The 19,128-nt window shown below is 63.5% G+C and carries 17 protein-coding genes, 1 tRNA gene and 2 pseudogenes; 4 read left to right on the forward strand and 16 right to left on the reverse strand.

The window, feature by feature from the left end; genetic code table 11:
- Positions 1–37: 37 nt before the first annotated feature.
- Complete coding sequence (locus tag ACUXVA_RS28030; RefSeq protein WP_445489425.1) at positions 38–1,003, reverse strand: TAXI family TRAP transporter solute-binding subunit; 966 nt, start codon at positions 1,001–1,003, stop codon at positions 38–40.
- 184 nt (positions 1,004–1,187) lie between these two features.
- Here ACUXVA_RS28030 and ACUXVA_RS28035 point away from each other — a divergent pair, with 184 nt between their 5' ends.
- Positions 1,188–2,159, forward strand: coding sequence for a Bug family tripartite tricarboxylate transporter substrate binding protein (locus tag ACUXVA_RS28035; protein ID WP_445489427.1), 972 nt, complete (start codon positions 1,188–1,190; stop codon positions 2,157–2,159).
- Between the two features lie 7 nt (positions 2,160–2,166).
- Here ACUXVA_RS28035 and ACUXVA_RS28040 read toward each other — a convergent pair whose 3' ends face one another.
- A complete protein-coding gene (locus ACUXVA_RS28040; RefSeq protein ID WP_445489429.1) occupies positions 2,167–2,412 on the reverse strand; it encodes a hypothetical protein in 246 nt (81 codons plus the stop codon).
- Positions 2,413–2,527: 115 nt separating this feature from the next.
- Here ACUXVA_RS28040 and ACUXVA_RS28045 point away from each other — a divergent pair, with 115 nt between their 5' ends.
- Positions 2,528–3,490 (forward strand): Bug family tripartite tricarboxylate transporter substrate binding protein, encoded by a 963-nt coding sequence (locus ACUXVA_RS28045; RefSeq protein ID WP_445489431.1) that lies wholly within the window; start codon positions 2,528–2,530, stop codon positions 3,488–3,490.
- A 7-nt stretch (positions 3,491–3,497) separates the two neighbouring features.
- Here ACUXVA_RS28045 and ACUXVA_RS28050 read toward each other — a convergent pair whose 3' ends face one another.
- Together ACUXVA_RS28050 and ACUXVA_RS28055 are read right to left on the reverse strand one after the other, a co-directional pair.
- Positions 3,498–4,103 carry a 2-dehydro-3-deoxy-6-phosphogalactonate aldolase gene (locus tag ACUXVA_RS28050; RefSeq protein ID WP_445489433.1) on the reverse strand — a complete coding sequence of 202 codons (606 nt, stop codon included), beginning with the start codon at positions 4,101–4,103 and terminating at the stop codon, positions 3,498–3,500.
- Positions 4,100–5,017: a 2-dehydro-3-deoxygalactonokinase gene (locus tag ACUXVA_RS28055; RefSeq protein ID WP_445489435.1), complete on the reverse strand. Its 918-nt coding sequence runs from the start codon at positions 5,015–5,017 to the stop codon at positions 4,100–4,102. Before ACUXVA_RS28055 ends, ACUXVA_RS28050 begins: the two co-directional genes overlap by 4 nt.
- A 161-nt stretch (positions 5,018–5,178) precedes the next feature.
- Here ACUXVA_RS28055 and ACUXVA_RS28060 point away from each other — a divergent pair.
- Positions 5,179–5,254 (forward strand) — tRNA-Ile (locus ACUXVA_RS28060).
- 1,454 nt (positions 5,255–6,708) lie between these two features.
- Positions 6,709–8,061: a primase-helicase family protein gene (locus tag ACUXVA_RS28065; protein ID WP_445493363.1), complete on the forward strand. Its 1,353-nt coding sequence runs from the start codon at positions 6,709–6,711 to the stop codon at positions 8,059–8,061.
- Here the strand turns inward: ACUXVA_RS28065 and ACUXVA_RS28070 are convergent.
- The 12 genes and pseudogenes from ACUXVA_RS28070 to ACUXVA_RS28125 all read right to left on the reverse strand — a co-directional run.
- Positions 8,056–8,166 (reverse strand): annotated as a pseudogene (locus tag ACUXVA_RS28070) (tail protein X); the annotation flags it as partial. The gene ACUXVA_RS28065 and the pseudogene ACUXVA_RS28070 sit on opposite strands and share 6 nt — an antisense overlap.
- A gap of 4 nt (positions 8,167–8,170) precedes the next feature.
- Positions 8,171–8,593 (reverse strand): phage tail protein, encoded by a 423-nt coding sequence (locus tag ACUXVA_RS28075; protein ID WP_445489437.1) that lies wholly within the window; start codon positions 8,591–8,593, stop codon positions 8,171–8,173.
- Positions 8,593–9,432, reverse strand: coding sequence for a hypothetical protein (locus tag ACUXVA_RS28080; RefSeq protein WP_445489439.1), 840 nt, complete (start codon positions 9,430–9,432; stop codon positions 8,593–8,595). The genes ACUXVA_RS28075 and ACUXVA_RS28080 overlap by 1 nt, the downstream gene beginning before the upstream one ends.
- 56 nt (positions 9,433–9,488) lie before the next feature.
- A protein-coding gene (locus ACUXVA_RS28085; RefSeq protein WP_445489441.1) for an IS3 family transposase occupies positions 9,489–10,840 on the reverse strand; the annotation gives its coding sequence in 2 pieces (ribosomal slippage) (positions 9,489–10,504 and positions 10,504–10,840; 1,353 coding nt in all).
- A gap of 62 nt (positions 10,841–10,902) precedes the next feature.
- Positions 10,903–11,139 carry a LysR substrate-binding domain-containing protein gene (locus tag ACUXVA_RS28090; RefSeq protein ID WP_445489443.1) on the reverse strand — a complete coding sequence of 79 codons (237 nt, stop codon included), beginning with the start codon at positions 11,137–11,139 and terminating at the stop codon, positions 10,903–10,905.
- A gap of 90 nt (positions 11,140–11,229) precedes the next feature.
- A pseudogene (locus tag ACUXVA_RS28095) lies at positions 11,230–11,415 on the reverse strand (helix-turn-helix domain-containing protein); the annotation flags it as partial.
- Between the two features lie 176 nt (positions 11,416–11,591).
- On the reverse strand, positions 11,592–13,634 hold the full coding sequence (locus ACUXVA_RS28100) for a hydantoinase/oxoprolinase family protein (RefSeq protein WP_445489445.1): 2,043 nt from the start codon (positions 13,632–13,634) through the stop codon (positions 11,592–11,594).
- A gap of 2 nt (positions 13,635–13,636) precedes the next feature.
- Positions 13,637–15,307 (reverse strand): hydantoinase B/oxoprolinase family protein, encoded by a 1,671-nt coding sequence (locus ACUXVA_RS28105; RefSeq protein ID WP_445489447.1) that lies wholly within the window; start codon positions 15,305–15,307, stop codon positions 13,637–13,639.
- 81 nt (positions 15,308–15,388) lie between these two features.
- On the reverse strand, positions 15,389–16,705 hold the full coding sequence (locus ACUXVA_RS28110; protein ID WP_445489449.1) for an aspartate aminotransferase family protein: 1,317 nt from the start codon (positions 16,703–16,705) through the stop codon (positions 15,389–15,391).
- Positions 16,706–16,727: 22 nt separating this feature from the next.
- Entirely contained in the window at positions 16,728–17,435 is a 708-nt protein-coding gene (locus tag ACUXVA_RS28115; RefSeq protein ID WP_445489451.1) for an ABC transporter ATP-binding protein, read from the reverse strand.
- Complete coding sequence (locus tag ACUXVA_RS28120; protein ID WP_445489453.1) at positions 17,422–18,159, reverse strand: ABC transporter ATP-binding protein; 738 nt, start codon at positions 18,157–18,159, stop codon at positions 17,422–17,424. Before ACUXVA_RS28120 ends, ACUXVA_RS28115 begins: the two co-directional genes overlap by 14 nt.
- The gene (locus tag ACUXVA_RS28125; RefSeq protein WP_445489455.1) at positions 18,156–19,127 is read right to left on the reverse strand and encodes a branched-chain amino acid ABC transporter permease; all 972 of its coding nucleotides are present in this window, start codon (positions 19,125–19,127) and stop codon (positions 18,156–18,158) included. The genes ACUXVA_RS28120 and ACUXVA_RS28125 overlap by 4 nt, the downstream gene beginning before the upstream one ends.
- Position 19,128 lies beyond the last annotated feature (1 nt).

A 19,128-nucleotide genomic window follows, 5' to 3' on the forward strand; every position in this document is an offset into this window, starting at 1 on the left:
AGCGCGCTGCGCCGCGTCCGGGGAACGAGACCGAGCGCTACTTCACCAAACCGATCTCTTTGAAATACCTGAGCACGCCGGGATGGATCAGTTCCACGCGCGGCGCCGCGGCCACGGTGTTTTCTGCCGTGGTCTCCTTCGCCTGCGGCAGGCGCGCGCCGAGGTCGGCTTCGGCGCCGTGCAAGGTCTTCGCGAGGCGATAGGCGACATCGTCGGGCAAGTCGGCGCGGGCCAGCACGAAGCTCCACGAGCCCAAGGATGCGATCGCCCGGTCCTGATGCGGATAGCTGCCGGCCGGCACCGTCATCGGCTTGAGGAAACTGTGCTTGGCCCGGATGCGCCCGATCTCGGCCTCGTCAGGCGCGATAAAGCGGGCGCCGCCTTCGCTTTCGCTCATGGCCTTGAAGCCGGGCCAGCCGATGCCGGCGCCCCACAGGGCGGCAACGCGGCCGTCCAGCACCATGGCCGGACCGTCGCCGGCGCGGTCGAGATAGACCGCCGTAAAATCCTTTTCCTGGTCGAGGCCGATGCCATCGAGCACGTAGCGCGCCAGGATCGGCAGGCCCGAGCCCTTGGCGCCGAAGGCCACGGGCTTGCCGACGAGATCGCGGATGGTCTTGTACGGGCTGTCGGCGCGGACCACGAACATGCCGGGATTGGAGGAAATCGCGCTGAAAATCTTCAGCGGCGTCGGCTTGCGGCCGATGCCCATGAAGGCCTCGTAGGCCGGCTCGCCGGCCACCAGCCCGAGATCGAGGGTGCCTGCCTCGAGCAGCGGAATGTTCTCATAGCTGCCCTTGGTGTTACGCGGCGCGATTTTGAGCGTCGGATCGGCGGCGGCCATGGCGGCCACGAAGGCGTCGCCATAGACGGGGAAGCCGCCGCCCGGTGTGGCCGTGCCCAGGCTGACAATGGTTTCGGGAATCGCCTTGCCTCCTTCTTGTGCCGCCGCAGACGCACCGAACAGCAGTGCCGCGGCGCAAACGATGCGAATGATAGTCATGAATCCGGCCTTCCAGGGTTGTGCCGCACAGTGACCGGGTTGACGCGGCCTGGGCAAGCGGAACCTACAGAGGTCGCATAGGCAAATCGGCGATTGTGTGAAAACATGTCTGCAACGGGCGCCGACACCCCGATCGATCCGGCGATTGCCGCCACCGCGGCGCCGGCAACCATTGAGGGGAAGCATGATCGCTCATCTGCGCGCCGGCCTCGTCAGTCTCGTTTGCGTTCTCGGCATCCTCGCCGCGCCGGCCCAGGCCGCGGACTATCCCAACCGGCCGGTGCGCTGGCTGATCGGCTTCGCCGCCGGCGGCCCGGTGGACATCGTGGCGCGGATCATGGCGCAGTGGCTGTCGGACAAGTTCGGCCAGCAGTTCGTGGTCGAAAACCGCGCCGGCTCCGGCGGTAACCTCGCCGCCGCCGCCGCGGTCAACTCGGCCCCCGATGGCTACACGCTGCTGTTCGTCGCGCCGAACAACGCCATCTCGGCATCGCTGTACAAGAAGCTGCCGTACGATTTCATCCGCGACACCACGCCGGTCGCCAGCATCATGCAGCTCACCAACATGCTGGTGGTGTCCAACGCCATGCCGGTGAAGACCGTCAAGGAATTCATCGACTACTGCCACGCCAATCCCGGCAAGATCTCCTACGCGTCGTCGGGCAACGGCACCTCGGTGCATATGTCCGCGGAGCTGTTCAAGGCGATGACCAAGTGCGAGATGCAGCACGTGCCCTATCGCGGCTCGGCGATCGCGTTTCCCGATATCATCTCCAACAAGGTGCAGCTGATCTTCGACAACCTGCCCACCGCGCTGGAGCAGGCGCGCGGCGGCACGGTGCGCGCGCTCGGTGTCACCTCGACGCAGCGCTGGCCGACGCTGCCCGACGTGCCGGCCATCGCTGAAACCGTGCCGGGCTTCGAATCCATCGGCTTCTACGGCATCTCCGCCCCCAAAGACACGCCGCCGGAAATCGTCGAGATTCTCAACAAGGCGGTCGACGAGGCGCTGAAGGATCCCAAGCTGGTAGCCCGGCTCGGCGAGGTCGGCGGCCTGCCGAAGCCGATGACCCCCGCGGAATTCGGCAAGCTGGTCGCCAGCGAGACCGAGAAGTGGCGCAAGGTAGTGGAGTTCGCCGGCGTCTCGGTGGACTGACGCCGGCCTACCCGCCCATCGCATCGTAGGCCGCGACGATCGCCGCGGCCGCCTTGCCGACTTCGGCGACGGACTGGCCGGGCTGATACAAAGCCGTGCCGATGCCGAAGCCGGTGATGCCCGCGACGCGCCATTCGGCGAAGTTGGACGGCCCGGCGCAGATCGCCGCGGCCTGCTCGGGCCGGATGGCGCGCGTGATGCCTTTCGCGCGTGATGCCTTTAATGCGTCACGTCGTGCAAAATCTTCGCGCATTGGTGCCAGACCGCGCCTGTGGGCAAATCCGTCGATCTATGAAAACGTTGTGGCCTCGGGCGAGCCTGAGCCTTGCCACCCGTCCACGCTGATGGCGGATTATCCTGGAGGATCAATGACTGTTTTCTGGCGCGCAGCAATGCTGTGCCTGTTCTGCCTCGCCACCGCGCCCGCTTCCGCGGCGGACTACCCCACCAAGCCGGTGCGGCTGCTGGTCGGCTTCGCCGCCGGCGGCCCTTCTGACATCGTCGCGCGAATCATGACGCAATGGCTGTCGGAGCATTTCGGCCAGCAGTTCATCGTGGAAAATCGTGGCGGCTCCGGCGGCAACCTCGCCGCCGCCGCGATGGTCACTTCGCCGGCGGATGGCTACACCCTGCTCTACGTGGCGCCGAACAACGCGATTTCCGCCTCGCTGTACAAAAAATTGCCCTATGACTTCATCCGCGACACCGTGCCGGTGGCCAGCCTGATGCAGTTTCCCAACATGCTCGTGGTCGCCAACGCAATGCCGGTGAAGACCGTTCAGGAGTTCATCGACTACTGCAAGGCCAACCCCGGCAAGATCTCCTATGCCTCGTCGGGCAACGGCACGTCGGTGCACATGTCGGCGGAATTGTTCAAGGCAATGACTAAATGCGACATGGTGCACGTGCCCTATCGCGGTTCGGCGATCGCCTTTCCCGACATCATCTCCAACAAGGTGCGGCTGATCTTCGAGAACCTGCCCACCGCGCTGGAGCAGGCGAAGGGTGGCAACGTGCGCGCCATCGGCGTGACCACGCCGCGGCGCTGGCCGGGACTGCCGGACATTCCGGCGATCGCCGAGACCGTGCCCGGCTTCGAGTCGGTGGGCTTCTACGGCATCTCCGCGCCGAAGGGCACGCCTCCCGAGATCGTCGAGACGCTCAACAAGGCGATCAATCTGGCGCTGAAGGACCCGAAGCTGGCGGCCCGGCTCGCCGAGGTCGGCGGACTGCCGAAGCCGATGACCCCCGCGGAATTCGGCAAACTGGTCGCCACCGAGACGGAGAAATGGCGCAAAGTGGTGGAGTTCGCCGGCGTGTCGGTGGACTGACGCCGGCCTACCCGCGCATCGCATCATAGGCCGCGACGATCGTCGCGGCCGCCTTGCCGACCTCGGCGGCGGACTGGCCGGGCTGATACAAAGCGGTGCCGATGCCGAAGCCGGTGATCCCCGCGGCGCGCCATTCGGCGAAGTTGGCCGGCCCGGCGCCGCCGACCGCGTAGATCGCGGTCTCTGCCGGCAGCACCGCGCGCATCGCCTTGATGCCCGCGGGGCCGACCACCGAGCAGGGAAAGATCTTCAGCCCGTCGGCGCCGGCCGCCAGCGCCGCAAAGCATTCCGACGGCGTCAGCACGCCGGGCCAGGATTCGAGCTTCGCCGATTTGGTGGCGGCGACGACCTCGGCGTTGAAGTTCGGCGATACCACGATGCGGCCGCCGGCCGCGGCGACCTCGCTGACCTGCTGCGCGGTCAGCACGGTGCCCGCGCCGATGGTCGCCACGGTGCCGAAGGTTTTCGCGAGATGTTCGATGGTCTGCAGCGGCTGCGGCGAATTGAGCGGGATTTCGAGGGTGGTGAGACCGGCCTCGATCAGCGCGGCACAGATCGCCTCGGCCTCCTCGGGCCGGATGCCGCGCAGAATGCCGATGATGTTTCGCGTCATGCCAGATCCTTCGTGAGTTGTTGCCAGGCCGCGCGCAGGCCAGCCAGCGTGACGAGCGTGCCGTCGGCCGTCGCGGGAGTGCGGCCGAGCGCGCGCAACGCCTCCGCATAGTGGGCCGCCTGCGCGCCATTGCCAACCAGCGTCAGCTCGGCTTCGTCCTTCCAGTAGGCCTGCGTGGCCGCCAGTTCGGCGCCGATCAGAAGCCCGGACAATCGCGCGCGCGCGCCGGCCGCCGTGAGGCCCGCAAGCAGCGCTTCGGCGCGGACCGAGAACAGCCGCCCGATGAAACCGGCGGGCTCGGCGACCGTTTCGCTGACGGCGCGGGCGAATTCGGCATCGTCCCAGCCGTCGCCATCGAGGCTGTGGCGCAGCACCGACTGCTGCGCCAGCAAGGCGAACAGCTCGCCGGTCATGACGCTGTGGAACGCGACGATCTCGCCGCCCTGCACCCTCGCCCATTTGGTATGGGTGCCCGGCAGGCAGAGCACGCCATCAAAACCCGGACGATCCAGCAATAGGCCGGCGATCTGGGTTTCCTCACCGCGCATGACGTCGGCCGGCGCAGCCTGGCTGAGGCCGCCGACGATCATCACCTGCAGCCGGGGATCGCGGGTCGGCGGGCGGCCGACCTGCTCCAGCGCCACCGGCGTGCACGGCACCTGCCGATAGGGCACCTCGACCCAGCCCTGGCGCGCGCCGACCATGCCGCAGGCCAGCACCGGCGTCGGGCGACCGGCCGGCAGCCAGTCGCCGATCAGCGCGAGCAGCGCCGGCTCGAAGCCGTCGCGGTCGAGCCTGGCCATGCCCTTGGCCGACGACGCCTCGGCGCGGATCTCGCCACTGCGGTCCAGTCCCCACACCCTGAGATTGGAGGTTCCCCAATCCACCGCGACCCAGGCGACGCCTTCCACCACGCACGCTTCTCCCGCATTTGTCGTCCGGCGCGGTGCGCCGGCTGGCGGCAGATCAGCGCAATTGGCTCTGCAAGTCTATGGTCCGGGCGGCCGCCCGCGGCATTGCCGGATCGCGGCCGGCCATGTAAGGGGTGACAGCACCGCGCGCGCGCCGCCCGGCGGGGCCTGTAGCTCAATGGTTAGAGCCGACCGCTCATAACGGTCTGGTTGCAGGTTCGAGTCCTGCCGGGCCCACCAATGATTTGAGGCACTTCCCGCATCTGACGGCGCACCGAAAACGGCACCGCCCCAGAAACCGCCCCGGAAACTCCGTTTATCTGTTCCTTATTCGTACCGCTTGCGTCTTCGCACCCATCGCATTGTTCGGTGGAAACAACTGGCACCGCGTGTTTTTGGTTGGTACCTTTCCGACGCGACACCTGAGATTGTCCGTGGGGAAACGATGCGCGATCCGACAAAAGATTTGCTGCGCAGCATTGAAAGAAACGCAGAGCGTGCATTCACGCCTACAGACCACGGCCTTCTAAGACAGGCAGAAGAGACAGCCGGTCACATTTCACCGAAAGCGGTGATGGACGAATACGACCGGCTATTGGAGCGAAAATTACATCCGTGGCGGTCACTCTGGTCTCGATTAACCGGCGGGTAATTCGCTGCAGCAAATTACTGCCTCGATTTTCTTACGCTCACTTGAGGACCGTTTATGGAAATTGCAATCGGCCTCGTGGCCATCGTCATTGTTGGCTATTTAGTGCTCAATGGCAGACGCAACTCGGACCCGCTTAACAGAAAGTGTGCGGCTGAGATTTGCGAGTACCTAGCAACCTCGCAAACACCCGATCCTAGCGACGTTCGGGCAATATTCATGAACAATGCAAGGTACCAAGCCCAAGCAATGCACGTTGTATCAATGGTGCCCGCCCTACTTCTGAAAGCTGGCTATCCGAAGGATGCTGCAATGAGCGTCGCGCCGCTGATCAGGACCGTGGCACTAACCCTCCCCAAATAACCTCATCCATCTTGAATGACCCAAGCCCCGCAAACGCGGGGCTTTTTGCGTTCCATCCCCTCGCCCATAAATCGAAACCTCGCGTATCCTCATTTTCGAGGGCGCATCGCCGTGGCTTAAAATGACTGAAAAAGTAGAAGCTGAAACCGTGTCAGATCGGGCTGCGCGCCTTGCTGACCTAATCGAAGGCGTTGGTGTGCCTTGCACCAACGCCATCCTAGAGGAGCCCCAGGCAGCCACCGCGCGCACCTTCGGCTTCGACGTCAAAGACATGAACGAAAACTACGCCGTCGCGATTTGGGGCGGCAAGGCCGTAGTGATCAACGAGCAACCCGCCGGCCCGATCAATGATCGCGTCCGAGTGATGTCATTCGAGTCTATGAATCAGTGGTTCGCAAATAAGCCGACCGAGATCGTCGGCGCCGACGGCAAGGTTAAAACTGTCACATGGGCAAAGGCGTGGCAGACCCACAGGGATCGCCGTCAATATAACGGCGTAGTGTTCTTCCCAAACCCGGATGGTGCGAAGTGTGAGCCTGGTTACCTCAATCTGTATCGAGGTTTTAGTGTTGCCCCGTCGCCGGCCGGTTCATGCTCAATCTTCAAAGATCATCTTTTGACGAATGTCTGCAACGGCGACGCGACTCTGTACGCGTATGTGTTTGGGTGGTTTGCGCACATGATGCAGAAGCCACGCGAGCGGATTGGCACCGCGCTTGTACTGCGGGGTTCGCGAGGCTCGGGCAAAAGTAAAGTAGGTGAAGTGATAGGTTCGCTGATCGCCGCCCATTACTTCCCCGTTGACGATCCCCGCTATATCGCCGGCCAGTTCAATAGCCATTCGGCAAGCTGCCTCTTTCTACACGCTGACGAAGCTGTATGGGCGGGTGACAAGCATGCCGAGGGACGGCTCAAAAGCCTGATCACGAGCGCGGTGCAGATGATCGAGGCAAAAGGCGTCGATCCTATTCGCATGCCGAATTACACGCACGTACTTATGACCTCTAATGAATATTGGGTTGTTCCAGCGGGGGAGGATGAACGCCGATTTTGTGTACTTGATGTCGGATCGCACTGCGCACAAAACAACGAATACTTTAGACAGATGGACGAACAGCTTGACACCGGCGGGCGCGAACGGCTGCTTTTTGAATTGCAAACATTCGATTTGGCGTCCGTAAACCTATGGAAGATTCCGCAAACTAAGGCGTTGCTAGACCAAAAACTCCAATCGCTCGATTCCATCAACGATTTTTGGTTCAACCGACTTCATGACGGCCTGCTAGTTAGCGAGGATGACTCCTGGCGCGAACAGGTCATCAAGGCCGATTTTTACAGTGCCTATTTGAAGGACTCAGCACGCATAGGCATTGGCCGAAAGCGCGGCGAGGCCGAGTTCTGGAAGCGAATGCTAAAACTTGCTCCAGGGCTAGGCGACAAAGCTTTGCCCGGTCATGCCCCACCACTCGCGCTTGATCGAGGCCAGCGAGCCGTGCACCTTGACCGTCACGCCGGCGTGCTTGCCGGCATCCTGCAACACGTCGCCGAGGGTTTTATCGTCCCAATGCTTTTCCCTCGGCTCTTTCACCTTGGACTCGGTGTCGGCCGACTTCGCGGTGATCGACATCATGCGGCCCTGGCCGCGACCGCCGGTCGACAGCACGTCCTCGATTTTGCCCTCGAAAACCACCGACGCGCCGCCCTCGCCTTCCCATCCGAGCGAGATCGAGATCGGATCATTTTTCGACGGCATCGCGATCCGGCCGCCGTCGTCATCCAACTCGATCGACGCGGTGTCGGCGTTCAAGCCGGCCGAGTCCGTCACCGAAATTTCAGTGACGAGCGCATTAAAGCCGGCACCGACCGGCGAGCCGCCGACCGATACCGAAAACACTGCTTTGCGGCGCATGCGCTAATCCCACAACGTGATGACGGGCAAGGCGTTGACAGCGCCAGGCGTCGGCACCTCGATTTCGACCAGCGTGCCGACAGGCAGGATCGGGCCGAGGGCGGCGAGGCCCGGATTGATGTCTAGCGTGCGCTCGACCATGCCAGGCGTCGCGGCCCGAAACCGGCGCCACAGCAACAAATCAAGCGTCGTCGCCTCGTGCGCGACGAGCAGCGTTTCTTTCGACGGCATTGGATCACCCGAACAGGCTAAACAGGTTAGCGATATAGCTGGCCGCGCTCGGCGGATCGTCACGCATCAACTCGATTTCGAATTCGATCATGCGACCGATACCGCGCCCGTCGAGGTGACTTGACGACTCGCGCACCCGCTCGATCAGAAACCAGCCGAGCGGCGTGCCATCGCCGCGCAACAGCAATTGCGGCGCGCCGCTGTCGCGCAACGCGTCGAGAATGGCAAGCTCGCCGAGGCCGCCGAGTTTGTGCGGGAACAGCTTGCCGCGAAACGAAATCCGCTCATCGCCGGCGCCGACGAATTCGTGCCCCTTGCGCCGGCCGAGCAAATCCTTAGAGGCGAAGTCGGCCGCGTGCGAGCGGTCGACCTCGTGAGTGTTGAAGGGCGCGACCTCGAAATCGAGCGGGCCGAGAGCGTACAGCATTAGGAATACTCCGAGTCCACAAAGCTACCGCGCGACCGATCGTCGATCAGCGCGCCGAGTTTAGTTGACGTGTCGCGCGCGGATTGCTTGCCAGGCGCGGCGCCGCCTGATGGCGCGTTGACCTTCGGCGAGATCGTCGGCGAGGCCGAGAAATTCAACATGCCTTGCATGCGCCCGACCGATGCAGCGACCGCCGCCTCGGCCGCGCTCAACTGGCCCTGCAGATTTTCCGTGAACGCCGCGCCGGTTTTCTGCCCGGCATCGGCAGCCGGGCCGGCGCCGTTTAGCTTGTTGAGCATGCCTTGCATTTGATCGCCGACATCGCCGAGCGAGTCGTCGGTGCCTGGCGCCGAGGTTTCCGGCGCGTGCTTCATGTCGCCGAAATTCGGCTTCATGGCGTCGAGCCGCGCGGCGGCGGCGGCCTTGATATCAGCCTCGCGCTTGGCGAGCATATCGACAATTTCCGGCGAGCCGGTCGAGATCGCCGAGGCGAGGCCGGCGTCGCCGGACATCGCGCCGAGCATGCCGTTTTCGCGAACGTCCTTGAACCCTTCCGGGTTGTTCTTGATGATCTCGGCCGCGACCACGGCAGCGGTTGCGCCGCCGGCGAGCACGCTGCCGATCACCGCAGCCGGGCCGGCGACGACACCCGACGCCGCGCCGAACACGCCCGGAAAGATCGAGCGCAACGCCGTCGAGGCGAGCGCCGAGCCAGCGACGAGACTGCCGACAGCGGCGGCCATCTGGCCGACAGCCGAGCCGCCCGACTTCGCGGATTCCGCGAGGCCGTTGATCAACGTCGCAAGCTTGTCGAGGCCGGTTTGTCCGTCGTCAGGCAATTTGAGACTGATCAGGCATTTCGAGAAGAGAGGCTCTGGCTCATCAGGGTTAGAGTTTAAGCGGCCTGCAGTCGGTGCTGCAAGCGTCGGTTCGCGATGGTGGCAAGTTTAATGCGTCTGCGTTCTGCGAGGATCCTCTGCGCTCTGCCGAAGTAAACGTCGGCAGGTGTTACGTTTTCGATGCTCTCATGATATCGAACATGATTGTAGTGCTCGACAAAGGCTCCAATCTGTCGGTCGAGATCTCCGGGTAAATAATAGTTTTCCAGTAGGATCCGGTTCTTCAGGGTCTGGTGCCAACGCTCGATCTTGCCCTGGGTCTGTGGGTGATAGGGTGCGCCCCGCACATGCAGCATGCCCTTGTCCTCGAGCCAGTCAGCCAGATCGCCTGCAACATAGGATGCGCCGTTGTCGCTTAGCAGCCTTGGCCGATGCACAACGGTGGCGCTGTCGAGGCCCGATGCGGCCAGAGCTTGGTCCAGCGTGGCCGTGACGTCGGAAGCGCACATAGTGGGGCCGAGCCGCCAGGCCACGATGAAGCGCGAGAAGTCGTCCAACACCGTCGACAGATAATACCACCCCCAGCCGGTGATCTTGAGGTAGGTGAAGTCCGTCTGCCAGAGCTGATTGATCGCGGTGGTCTGGTCCTTGAACTCGTTCGCCGCCTTGATCACCACATAAGCCGGGCTGGTGATCAGGTCATGCGCCTTCAACAGCCGATAGACCGATGCCTCGGAGACGAAGTACTTTTTCTCGTCGGTGAACCGCACGGCCAGCTCCCGCGGCGACAGCTCAGGAACCTGCAGCGCCAAGTCGATGATCTGGCTGCGGACGTCGTCCGGAATGCGATTCCAGACGCGATCCGGTTGGGAGCGATGATCGCCCAGCGCTTCGATCCCACCCTCACGGTAACGATCGTACCATCGGTAAAAGGTGGCGCGTGGAATGCCGAGCTTGTCCAGCGTGCGTTTGGCAGGCAGATGCGATCGCTCCACCAGCTCGATAATTTCTGCCTTCTCGGATGCGGGATACCTCATGCCTCGTCCTCCCCATCCCCGCTCATATTTTTTTTAAGCAGACGGTTCTCGAGAGTGAGATCGGCCACGACCTCCTTCAACGCGGTGGCCTCACGACGAAGATCCTTCACCTCGCCGGGCGTTGCGGCTCGTGCGGTGTCACCGGCCAATCGGCGCTTGCCGGCCTCAAGGAACTCCTTGGACCAGCCGTAATACATCGAGGCGGCGATGCCTTCCCGACGGCAGAGCTCGGAGATGTTCTCCTCACCCCGCAGCCCCTCCAGGACGATGCGGATTTTCTCCTCGGCCGAATAATGCCGACGCGTCTGACGCCGGATGTCCTTCAGCACTTGTTCTGCGGGCGCTTTGCCCGGTCCGGATTTCTGCTTCATCTTCGCTCCTTACGGCTACGATGAACCAGAAATCCTCCCTTCGTGAAGTCCCTCAATTTGTCTCAGGGGTGCTGACGGGGAACAAACGGGAACGTCACCAGCGATTGGGCCTCGAAGGCGCCCACGAATAGTCCGATGTCGGCTTCCTTGTTGCGCACCATTTCCAAAGTGCCTTCCGATCCCTGCTCCTGCAGGTCGATCTCAATATCGGGGTGAAGCTCGGCGAACCGTGATAGATCGGCGGCCAGCCGGCCTAGCAGCACCGAGCTGGACGACGCGACGCGCACATAGCCGCGCATGCCTGACTCATGCTCGGTGAGAAGATGTTCCGCGCGATCCACCAGATGGAGGATATCGCGAGCGAACCTGAGAAATGTTTGGCCCGCCGCTGTGGGCTGCACGCCGTGCGGCTTTCGGGTCAGTAGAGCCGTGCCGGCATCATGCTCGAGGATTTGGATTCGCCGGCTGGCGGCCGACGCTGCGATGCCGAGCCGGTCTGCCGCACGCGCGATGCTTTTTAGTTCACAGGCAATCGTGAAAAGCTGTAAAGTTCTGAAATCATTCCAGTAAATAATCGACCCTCACAGTTGTCACCACGCGGTGAGCCACAGAGCTAAGGTAAACGCGAACCAGAGCACATGGCAACGTCCGACTGATAGGCTCGTTCTTGCACGCCGCTTTGCGCGGAAAGCAGCCATTGTGCTGCGACATACAAGCCAACTGATGACAACCTCATCTGGCAGATCATCTCCTACGCCAGCGAGATGTCGAGCCAACCGAGGTTGTTGATCGTGATGCGGTCGCCGACGTTGACCACTACCGTTGTGGTTTCGGCCTCGACGATCGCGGGACCTTCGATTTCATGACCCGGCCTCAGCAAATTCGCTGCATACACCGGAACTTCCTTCCAGGCCCCGAAGAACGCGTTACGTTTGCCTGACGGCGCGCAGGCAGAAAGCGCAGGGGTCGCGCGCGACACGCTTGCCGCTTCCGGAATGATGCCGACCGCCGCCACGCGCGCATTGACGAATACGACTTCCTGATCCCGCGACGCATAGGTGTAAAGTTCTTCGTGGCGGCGATGGAACAGTGCTTCGATACGATCGACAATATCGTCGGACGCCCAGTCGAGATCGTCCAACGGAACGTCGATCTCGAATATCTGTTCGCCGTAACGCATCTCCGCGGAGCGTTCGACGACGACCTTGCCGCCGAACCACGATTGCAGCCGGCCGGTCGCTTGCCCTTCGAGATCAGCGAAAATGCTGCGCACCTCCGACTGCGTGATGCGCTGGCCTGCGCTGTAGTGCGTACAGCTGACCTCATAGCGCAGATCGCTTGTCAACATGCCCCAAGCCGACAGCACGGAGGCCGCGGTCGGCACGATGATGCGCTTGATCTCGAGCTCGCGCGCGACTTCAGCGGCATGCAGGCCGGCTGCGCCGCCGAAGCTGAGCATCGCGTAGCGCCGTGGATCGACGCCGCGGCGCAGGGTCATAAGTCGAATGCCGTCCGCCATGCGGAGATTGACCATACGGTAGACGCCCGCCGCGGCATCCTCGCGGGACAGGCCGAGCGATGTCGCGAGACGGTCGACGGCCGCTTCAGACGCCGCGCGGTCCAGCGGACGCTTGCCGCCCATGAAGGCGGATGCATCTAGATAGCCGAGAATGACATTGGCATCGGTGACGGTCGCCTCGACGCCGCCATTGCCGTAGCAGGCCGGCCCCGGCACCGAACCGGCACTTTCGGGGCCGACACGAAACGTGCCGCCGGCGTCGACCGTCGCGATCGAGCCGCCGCCGGCTGCGATGCTCGCGATGTCCAGGCTGCGCAGCGCGATGCGTTGATCAGCAAGACCGCCATCGGCTGACAGCGACGCGCGACCATCGGTGATCAGCGAGATGTCGGTGCTGGTGCCGCCCATGTCGAACGGAACGAGGTCGGGTATCCCCAACAACTCGGCGCAGCGCCGGCATCCGGAGATGCCGCCGGCGGGGCCGGACAGGACAGTGCCGGCAGCGAGGCGCGCCGCTTCGGCGACCGGTGCCATGCCGCCGTGAGACAGGATGATGAACAACTGGTTGGCGAGACCGGCCTCTTTCAATCGCGTTTCCAGATTGGTCAAATAACGCCGCACCGCCGGCTCGACATAGGCGTTGACGATGGTCGTCGAAACCCGCTCGTATTCCTTGATCTGCGGCAACACGTCGCTCGACCGTGACACGCTGATATCAGGCAATTCGCGCTGCAGCCGCTCGGCCGCGGCGATCTCATGCGCGGGATTGCGATAGGAATGCAGGAAGCAAATCGCGACCGACGTCACGCCCGCCACCCGTATTGCGGCAATCGCCTCGCCGAGCGAATCGTGATCGAGCGGGATCAACACCTCGCCATCCGGCCGGATTCGCTCGCGCACGCCAAAGCGTAGCTCGCGCGGCACCAGCGGCTCGGGCGGCGCGGTGCGAAGATTATAACGATCGTCTTTCAGACCTTCGCGCATCTCGATGACGTCGCGGTGGCCTTGCGTCGTGAGCAGCGCGACCGGCGCGCCTTTGCGTTCGAGCAGCGCGTTGGTGGCGACCGTCGTGCCGTGCACCAGACGATCGGTGCGGCCGAGCATCTCGGCACGCGACAGACCGAGCCGCCGCGCGAGTTCTTCGAGCCCGGTCATTACACCGAGTGACTGATCCTGCGGCGTGGACGGCGACTTCGCAAATACGGTGTGGCCGTTGCGTTCGATCGCAACCAGGTCCGTGTAGGTGCCGCCGACGTCAATTCCAATCGTAAACATCTTCAGGATACCTGCTCGGTCTTTGATTCAGTCGTGGTGAGGCCTTGCACGACATCGCGCGCGCGGGCTTGCGGCGAGCGCTGGTCGGGAGGCCCATAGCCGCCGCCGCCGCTCGACAGAATCTTGAAGCAGTCGCCGGGCAGCACCTCGATGCCGACCTCCTTGGTCCGCAACACGCGCGGCGCGCGGCCTTCCGAGATCAACGAATAATGATGCGGCTGGCCATCGCTGCCGCCGAGCATGCCGCAGGCGCCGTGCCTGGTGCCTTCGCCCGCCGTATTCGCGCGCGCGGGTTTTGCCGTCTCCATCACCAGGTCCAGCGAGACCCCGAGGCCGCCGCGATATTTGCCTTCGCCGCCGGAGTCCGCCCGGAATTCGTGATGGCGGAAATGCAACGGGAAACGCACCTCGGCGACTTCAATGCTGCCGAACTTGATGCCGCCGACCGTGTGCCATTCGCCGATCGAGGACCAGCCGTCGCCGCCGAACGACGCGCCGCCGCCGGGCCGCGCCTGGAACATGTGCCAGATGAAGCTTCGGCCGGTGCGCGGATCCTCGCCCTGGATCGCGATACGAAAGCGCCGGCTCCAGCCTGCCATCGCGCGATCCGGGCACGATGCGGACAACGCCTTGACGATTGCTTCGACGATCTCATTAGAGGGATGGCTGGTGCACATGGTCACCGGCAGGCCGGGATCGGCCCAGACGATGGTGCCCTGCTTCGCCACCACCGTAAGCGGCCGCAATGCGCCGGCATTTTTCGGAATATCGGCATCGATGAGATAGGCAAACGCCATCACCACCGCGGCCTGCATGTTCGCATGCGACGAGTTGACGAAGCTCGTGGTCTGCGGATCGGAGTCCGACAGATCGATCTCGATGTTGGTGCCTTTCTTGGTCACCCTTGCCGCGATTTTGATGTCGCTACGGCCATGACCGTCATCGTCAAGGAATGCCTCGCCATAGAATACGCCGTCCTTCCAGGTCGACAACACCGCGCGGGTCTGCTGCTCCGCGGCATCGAGGATGGTCTCTACGGCCGCCTCCACAGTCTCGCCGCCAAATTCAGCGAACAGCCGTTGCACGCGGCGTTCGCCGAGATGCGCAGCGCCGACCATGGCCGCCAGATCGCCGCGGAAATCCCGCGGGTTGCGCACGTTCAGCGCCAACATGTCGAGCAGATCATCGCGAAGCTTGCCGGCCTCATAAAGCCGGATCGGCGGGACACGCAGGCCTTCCTGCCAGATATCCGTCGCGCCGGGATTATACGCACCGTGGGTAGCGCCGCCGATGTCGCTCTGATGCGCCCGCACGATGGTCCAGTACAGCCGGCGGTCGCCATCGAACACCGGCACGAACGCCGTCAGGTCCGGAAGATGACTGCCGCCATGATAGGGATCGTTCAGCAGCACCACGTCGCCCTGCTTGATGTCCTTGAAGCGCTCCTCGACGGCGAGCGTGGCCCATGACAACGCACCGACATGAACCGGAATATGGTCGGCCTGCGCGATCAGGCGTCCGTCGATGTCGCAGATACCGAGCGAGAAATCCCGGCTTGAGTTCAGTATCTGCGAATAGGACGTGCGCAGCATCGCTTCGCCCATCTCGTTGACGATCGAACTCAGGCGATGTTGCACGACCGAGCGGGTTATGGGATCGATTTTCAAAGTCATCGCGAGCCTGCTTGCGAAAAAGAGATTCGGTCCGGCGCAGCATGACGCCGGCCGGAGCAGCCGTGGTACCAAGGTCGACGATCAGCCGAGCGCGGCGACCTCTTGCAGCGCACCCGCCGCCGCCTCGACGATGGTATCGACATCGGCATCGGACATCGGCAACGACAGCGCCATCAATCCGTAATTCGCCGCGAAGATTCCGCGATTAAGCAACCCCGCATTGAACACAGTCTGCCGCTTCGTCTCGGCATCGTTCAGATAAGCCGAGCGATAGTCGCGGATTTGGCGATCCGTGAAATGGATCTTCAGCAACGAGCCCAGGCCGACGGTGCGACCGGGCACGCGGGTGTTGCGAAAAGCGGCGTCGATGCCGTCGCGGACCGCCTGGCCGATCTTGTCGAGCCGCGCGAACGCCGCATCGTCGAGCAATTCCATGGCGGCGATGCCGGCACGCATGGTGACGGGGTTGGCCGAGAAGGTACCGCCGTGCGGCAGCGCCGGCTTGCCCGAGGACGGATCGAACACCGACATGAACTCCTTGCCGCCCGCGATGGCGCCAACCGGGAAGCCGCCGCCAATGATCTTGCCGAGCGTAGTGAGATCCGGCTCGATACCCCACAGGCCCTGTGCGCCGTGATAGCCGAGGCGGAAGGTGATGACCTCGTCGAAGATCAGCAGCGCGCCGACTTCGCGAGTCACTTCGCGCAACGCCTCCAGATAGGCCTTGTCGGCCGGCACCAGCCCTGCCCTGTTCGGCATCGGGTCGACCAGCACGCAAGCGAGTTCCGCACCATGCTCGCGAATCAGGCTCACCGCCGCTTCGATGTCGTTGAAGGGAATCGTCACCACATCGGCCAGCACGTTCTCCGGTGTGCCCCTGGCATAGGGGACGGAGACCGGCGCGTTGCCGCCCCAAGCCGACGGCGTCGGATCGAGGCTGACTTCGGCATAGTCGTAGGAGCCATGATAAGCGCCCTCGCATTTCGCGATCTTCGGACGGCCCGTATAGGCACGCGCCGCCTTCAGGGCCATCATCACGGCTTCGGTGCCGGAATTGGCGAAACGGACCTGATCGACCGACGGCAGCCGCGCCGCCAGGAGCTCGGCGAGATCGACTTCGGACTCAGTCGGCATGCCGAACGCCGAACCGAGCGCCGGCTGCTTGGTGGCCGCTTCGATCAGCGCCGGATGCGCATGGCCGTGGATCAGCGAGGTGAAGTTGTTTATGCAATCGATATACTCGTTGCCGTCGAGATCCCGCACGCGGCAGCCGGCGCCCGATGCTGCATAGATCGGGAACGGCTTCATGAAAACGGTGGTGCGGGTGTTACCGCCCGGCAGACTGTTCAGCGCGCGCTGGTAGAGGTCGCGGGAACGATCATGATTGTTCGGATACATATTGCTTCCTTGGATTTCAGGTTTAACGGCCCAGATAGGCTTCGCGCACGCGCGCATTATGCTTGAGCTCGCTGGCCGGTCCTTCGAGCACGATGCGCCCGGTTTCCAGCACATAGGCACGGTCAGCGACTGACAACGCCAGCACGGTGTTCTGTTCGACGACCAGGATAGTCAGGCCGGACTTGCTGATCAGCCTGACGCGCTCATAGACCTCCTCGGCAAGCCGCGGCGCGAGGCCGAGCGAGGGCTCGTCGAGCAACAGCAATTTCGGCCGCGCCATCAACGCACGTCCGATCGCCAGCATCTGCTGTTCGCCGCCGGACAGCGACCAGCCGAGCTGCTTGCGGCGTTCCTTCAATCGCGGGAACAGTTCAAAGACGCGGTCGAGATCGGCCGCGATGGACTGGCCCCAGCGACGCCAACTGACGGTGGCCAGCGTCAGGTTTTCCTCGACCGTAAGCCCTGGAAAGATCCGACGCCCTTCTGGGGCCTGCGCGATGCCCCGGGCCACGCGACGGTCGGTAGACCAGCCGGCAATCGAGGTGCCCTCGAGCTGGATGTCGCCGGTTGACACCCGGTTGAGGCCGGAGATCGTATGCAGCAGCGTCGTCTTTCCTGCGCCGTTGGAGCCGATCAGCGCGACCGTTTCACCGGCATCGACGTGAAGGGTCACGCCCTGAAGCGCAACGATGTCGCCATGCGCTACGACGAGTTCGTTACACGTCAGCATGGACATATCCTTCGCCCAGATAGGCCGACAGCACGGCGGGGTTTGCCCGGATTTCCGCCGGCGTTCCTTCCGCGATCTTGCAGCCGAAATTGAGTACGAAGATGCGCTCGGCGAGGCGCATGACCATGCCCATGTTGTGCTCGATCAACACGATGGCGAGCCCATGGGAGGCGCGCAGTTGCGTCAGGCGATCGACCAGTTGGTCGACCTCGCCGGAATTCAGGCCTGCCGCCGGCTCGTCCAGCAGCAGCACGTTCGGCCGGCAGGCAAGCGCGCGCGCGAGCTCGACCATGCGACGGCGGCCGTAGGAGAGCGATCCGATCGCCTTGTGCGCTTCGTCGGCGAGTCCGGTCTGCGTGATGACCTCCATCGCAACCTCGCGCAGGCCGGCCTCGCTGAGATCGCCACGGATCGCCGCGCCGGTCATCACGTTTTCCAGCACGGTGAGCCGCGCGAAAACGCGGCCATGCTGGAATGTGCGACCCAGTCTGGCGCGGATGCGCCGGTTGGTCGCCATCCGTGTGATGTCGTTGCCGTCGAGCACTACATGTCCTTGGTCGGGCATCGCCAGCCCGGTCAGGACGTTCAGCAGCGTCGATTTGCCCGCGCCGTTCGGTCCGATCACCGCAACGAACTGGCCCTTCTCCACCGTCAGATCGACATCCGCCAAAGCGGCAAGACCGCCGTAGCGTTTGTGAACGCCGCGCGCTTCCAACACCGTCATGACGTGGCCTCCGGTGCGGCCACGGGGGCCGGCGACACACGCTTGCGCGGCCTTCGCAGCCGCTGCCCAAGCCCGACAAGCCCGGTCGGCAGGAACACCAGTATGACCAGCATCAGTAGGCCGAAAAAGAACAGGTAGGCCGTTCCCAGGAAGCGAAGCCATTCCGGCAGGAAGGTGAGCAGGATCGCGCCGAGAATCGCACCGATAATGGTGCCCTCGCCGCCGACGATCAGCATCGCGAGATAGGTGATCGAATGCGCATAGGTGAAATCCTCCGGCGCCACGAACCGGACATGCAGCGCGAACAGACATCCCGCGATAGCCGCACAGATCGCCGAAAGCACAAAGGCCGTGATCTTGACGCGCGTGGTATCGATCCCGATCATCTCCGATGCGATCTCGTCATCGCGCACCGCCATCATCTCACGGCCATGACGCGACGCATGTAACATCGCCGCAATGACCGCGACCGCAGCGAGCACCACAAGCACCAGCCACAGGAACTGATGTTCACCCGAGAAATCGAACGCTCCGATTGCCAGTCCGGGAATGCGCGCGATGCCGTTGGTGCCGCCGGTGAGCGAGATCCAGTTCGACGTCACGATGTAAAAGGAGACGTTGAGGCCGAGCGTCGCCAGCGCCAGATAGTGACCGCGCAGGCGCAGCAGCGGAAAGCCGATCAACGCAGCCAGCACCGCGGTGGCGGCCACCGCAGCAGGCGCCGCGAGCCACGGCGACCAGCCGCAAGTTGTGGTCAGGATCGCAAGGCCGTAGGCCCCCATCCCGACAAAGGCCGCGTGGCCGAGCGAGATCAGGCCAGCATAGCCGAACGCGAAATTCAGGCCGATCACCGCCACCGCGGAGATTGCCGAAAGGTTCAGCAGCCGCAAATAGTATTCCGGCAGTACAAGCGACAGCAGGCCGCCAAGGACGAGGATCGCCACGGCGATCAAAAGGGGAGCGCGCATC

The organism is Rhodopseudomonas sp. RCAM05734, from assembly GCF_052658035.1.

Coding starts and splice junctions, on each gene's coding strand:
- ACUXVA_RS28075 (WP_445489437.1), bottom strand. CDS start 8,593: ATGCTGTACGCTCTCGGCCCGCTCGATTTCGAGGTCGCGCCCTTCAAC.
- ACUXVA_RS28035 (WP_445489427.1), top strand. CDS start 1,188: ATGATCGCTCATCTGCGCGCCGGCCTCGTCAGTCTCGTTTGCGTTCTC.
- ACUXVA_RS28050 (WP_445489433.1), bottom strand. CDS start 4,103: ATGACGCGAAACATCATCGGCATTCTGCGCGGCATCCGGCCCGAGGAG.
- ACUXVA_RS28110 (WP_445489449.1), bottom strand. CDS start 16,705: ATGTATCCGAACAATCATGATCGTTCCCGCGACCTCTACCAGCGCGCG.
- ACUXVA_RS28040 (WP_445489429.1), bottom strand. CDS start 2,412: ATGCGCGAAGATTTTGCACGACGTGACGCATTAAAGGCATCACGCGCG.
- ACUXVA_RS28100 (WP_445489445.1), bottom strand. CDS start 13,634: ATGTTTACGATTGGAATTGACGTCGGCGGCACCTACACGGACCTGGTT.
- ACUXVA_RS28120 (WP_445489453.1), bottom strand. CDS start 18,159: ATGACGGTGTTGGAAGCGCGCGGCGTTCACAAACGCTACGGCGGTCTT.
- ACUXVA_RS28115 (WP_445489451.1), bottom strand. CDS start 17,435: ATGCTGACGTGTAACGAACTCGTCGTAGCGCATGGCGACATCGTTGCG.
- ACUXVA_RS28030 (WP_445489425.1), bottom strand. CDS start 1,003: ATGACTATCATTCGCATCGTTTGCGCCGCGGCACTGCTGTTCGGTGCG.
- ACUXVA_RS28125 (WP_445489455.1), bottom strand. CDS start 19,127: ATGCGCGCTCCCCTTTTGATCGCCGTGGCGATCCTCGTCCTTGGCGGC.
- ACUXVA_RS28090 (WP_445489443.1), bottom strand. CDS start 11,139: ATGCGCGGCTATGTGCGCGTCGCGTCGTCCAGCTCGGTGCTGCTAGGC.
- ACUXVA_RS28105 (WP_445489447.1), bottom strand. CDS start 15,307: ATGACTTTGAAAATCGATCCCATAACCCGCTCGGTCGTGCAACATCGC.
- ACUXVA_RS28045 (WP_445489431.1), top strand. CDS start 2,528: ATGACTGTTTTCTGGCGCGCAGCAATGCTGTGCCTGTTCTGCCTCGCC.
- ACUXVA_RS28065 (WP_445493363.1), top strand. CDS start 6,709: ATGCAGAAGCCACGCGAGCGGATTGGCACCGCGCTTGTACTGCGGGGT.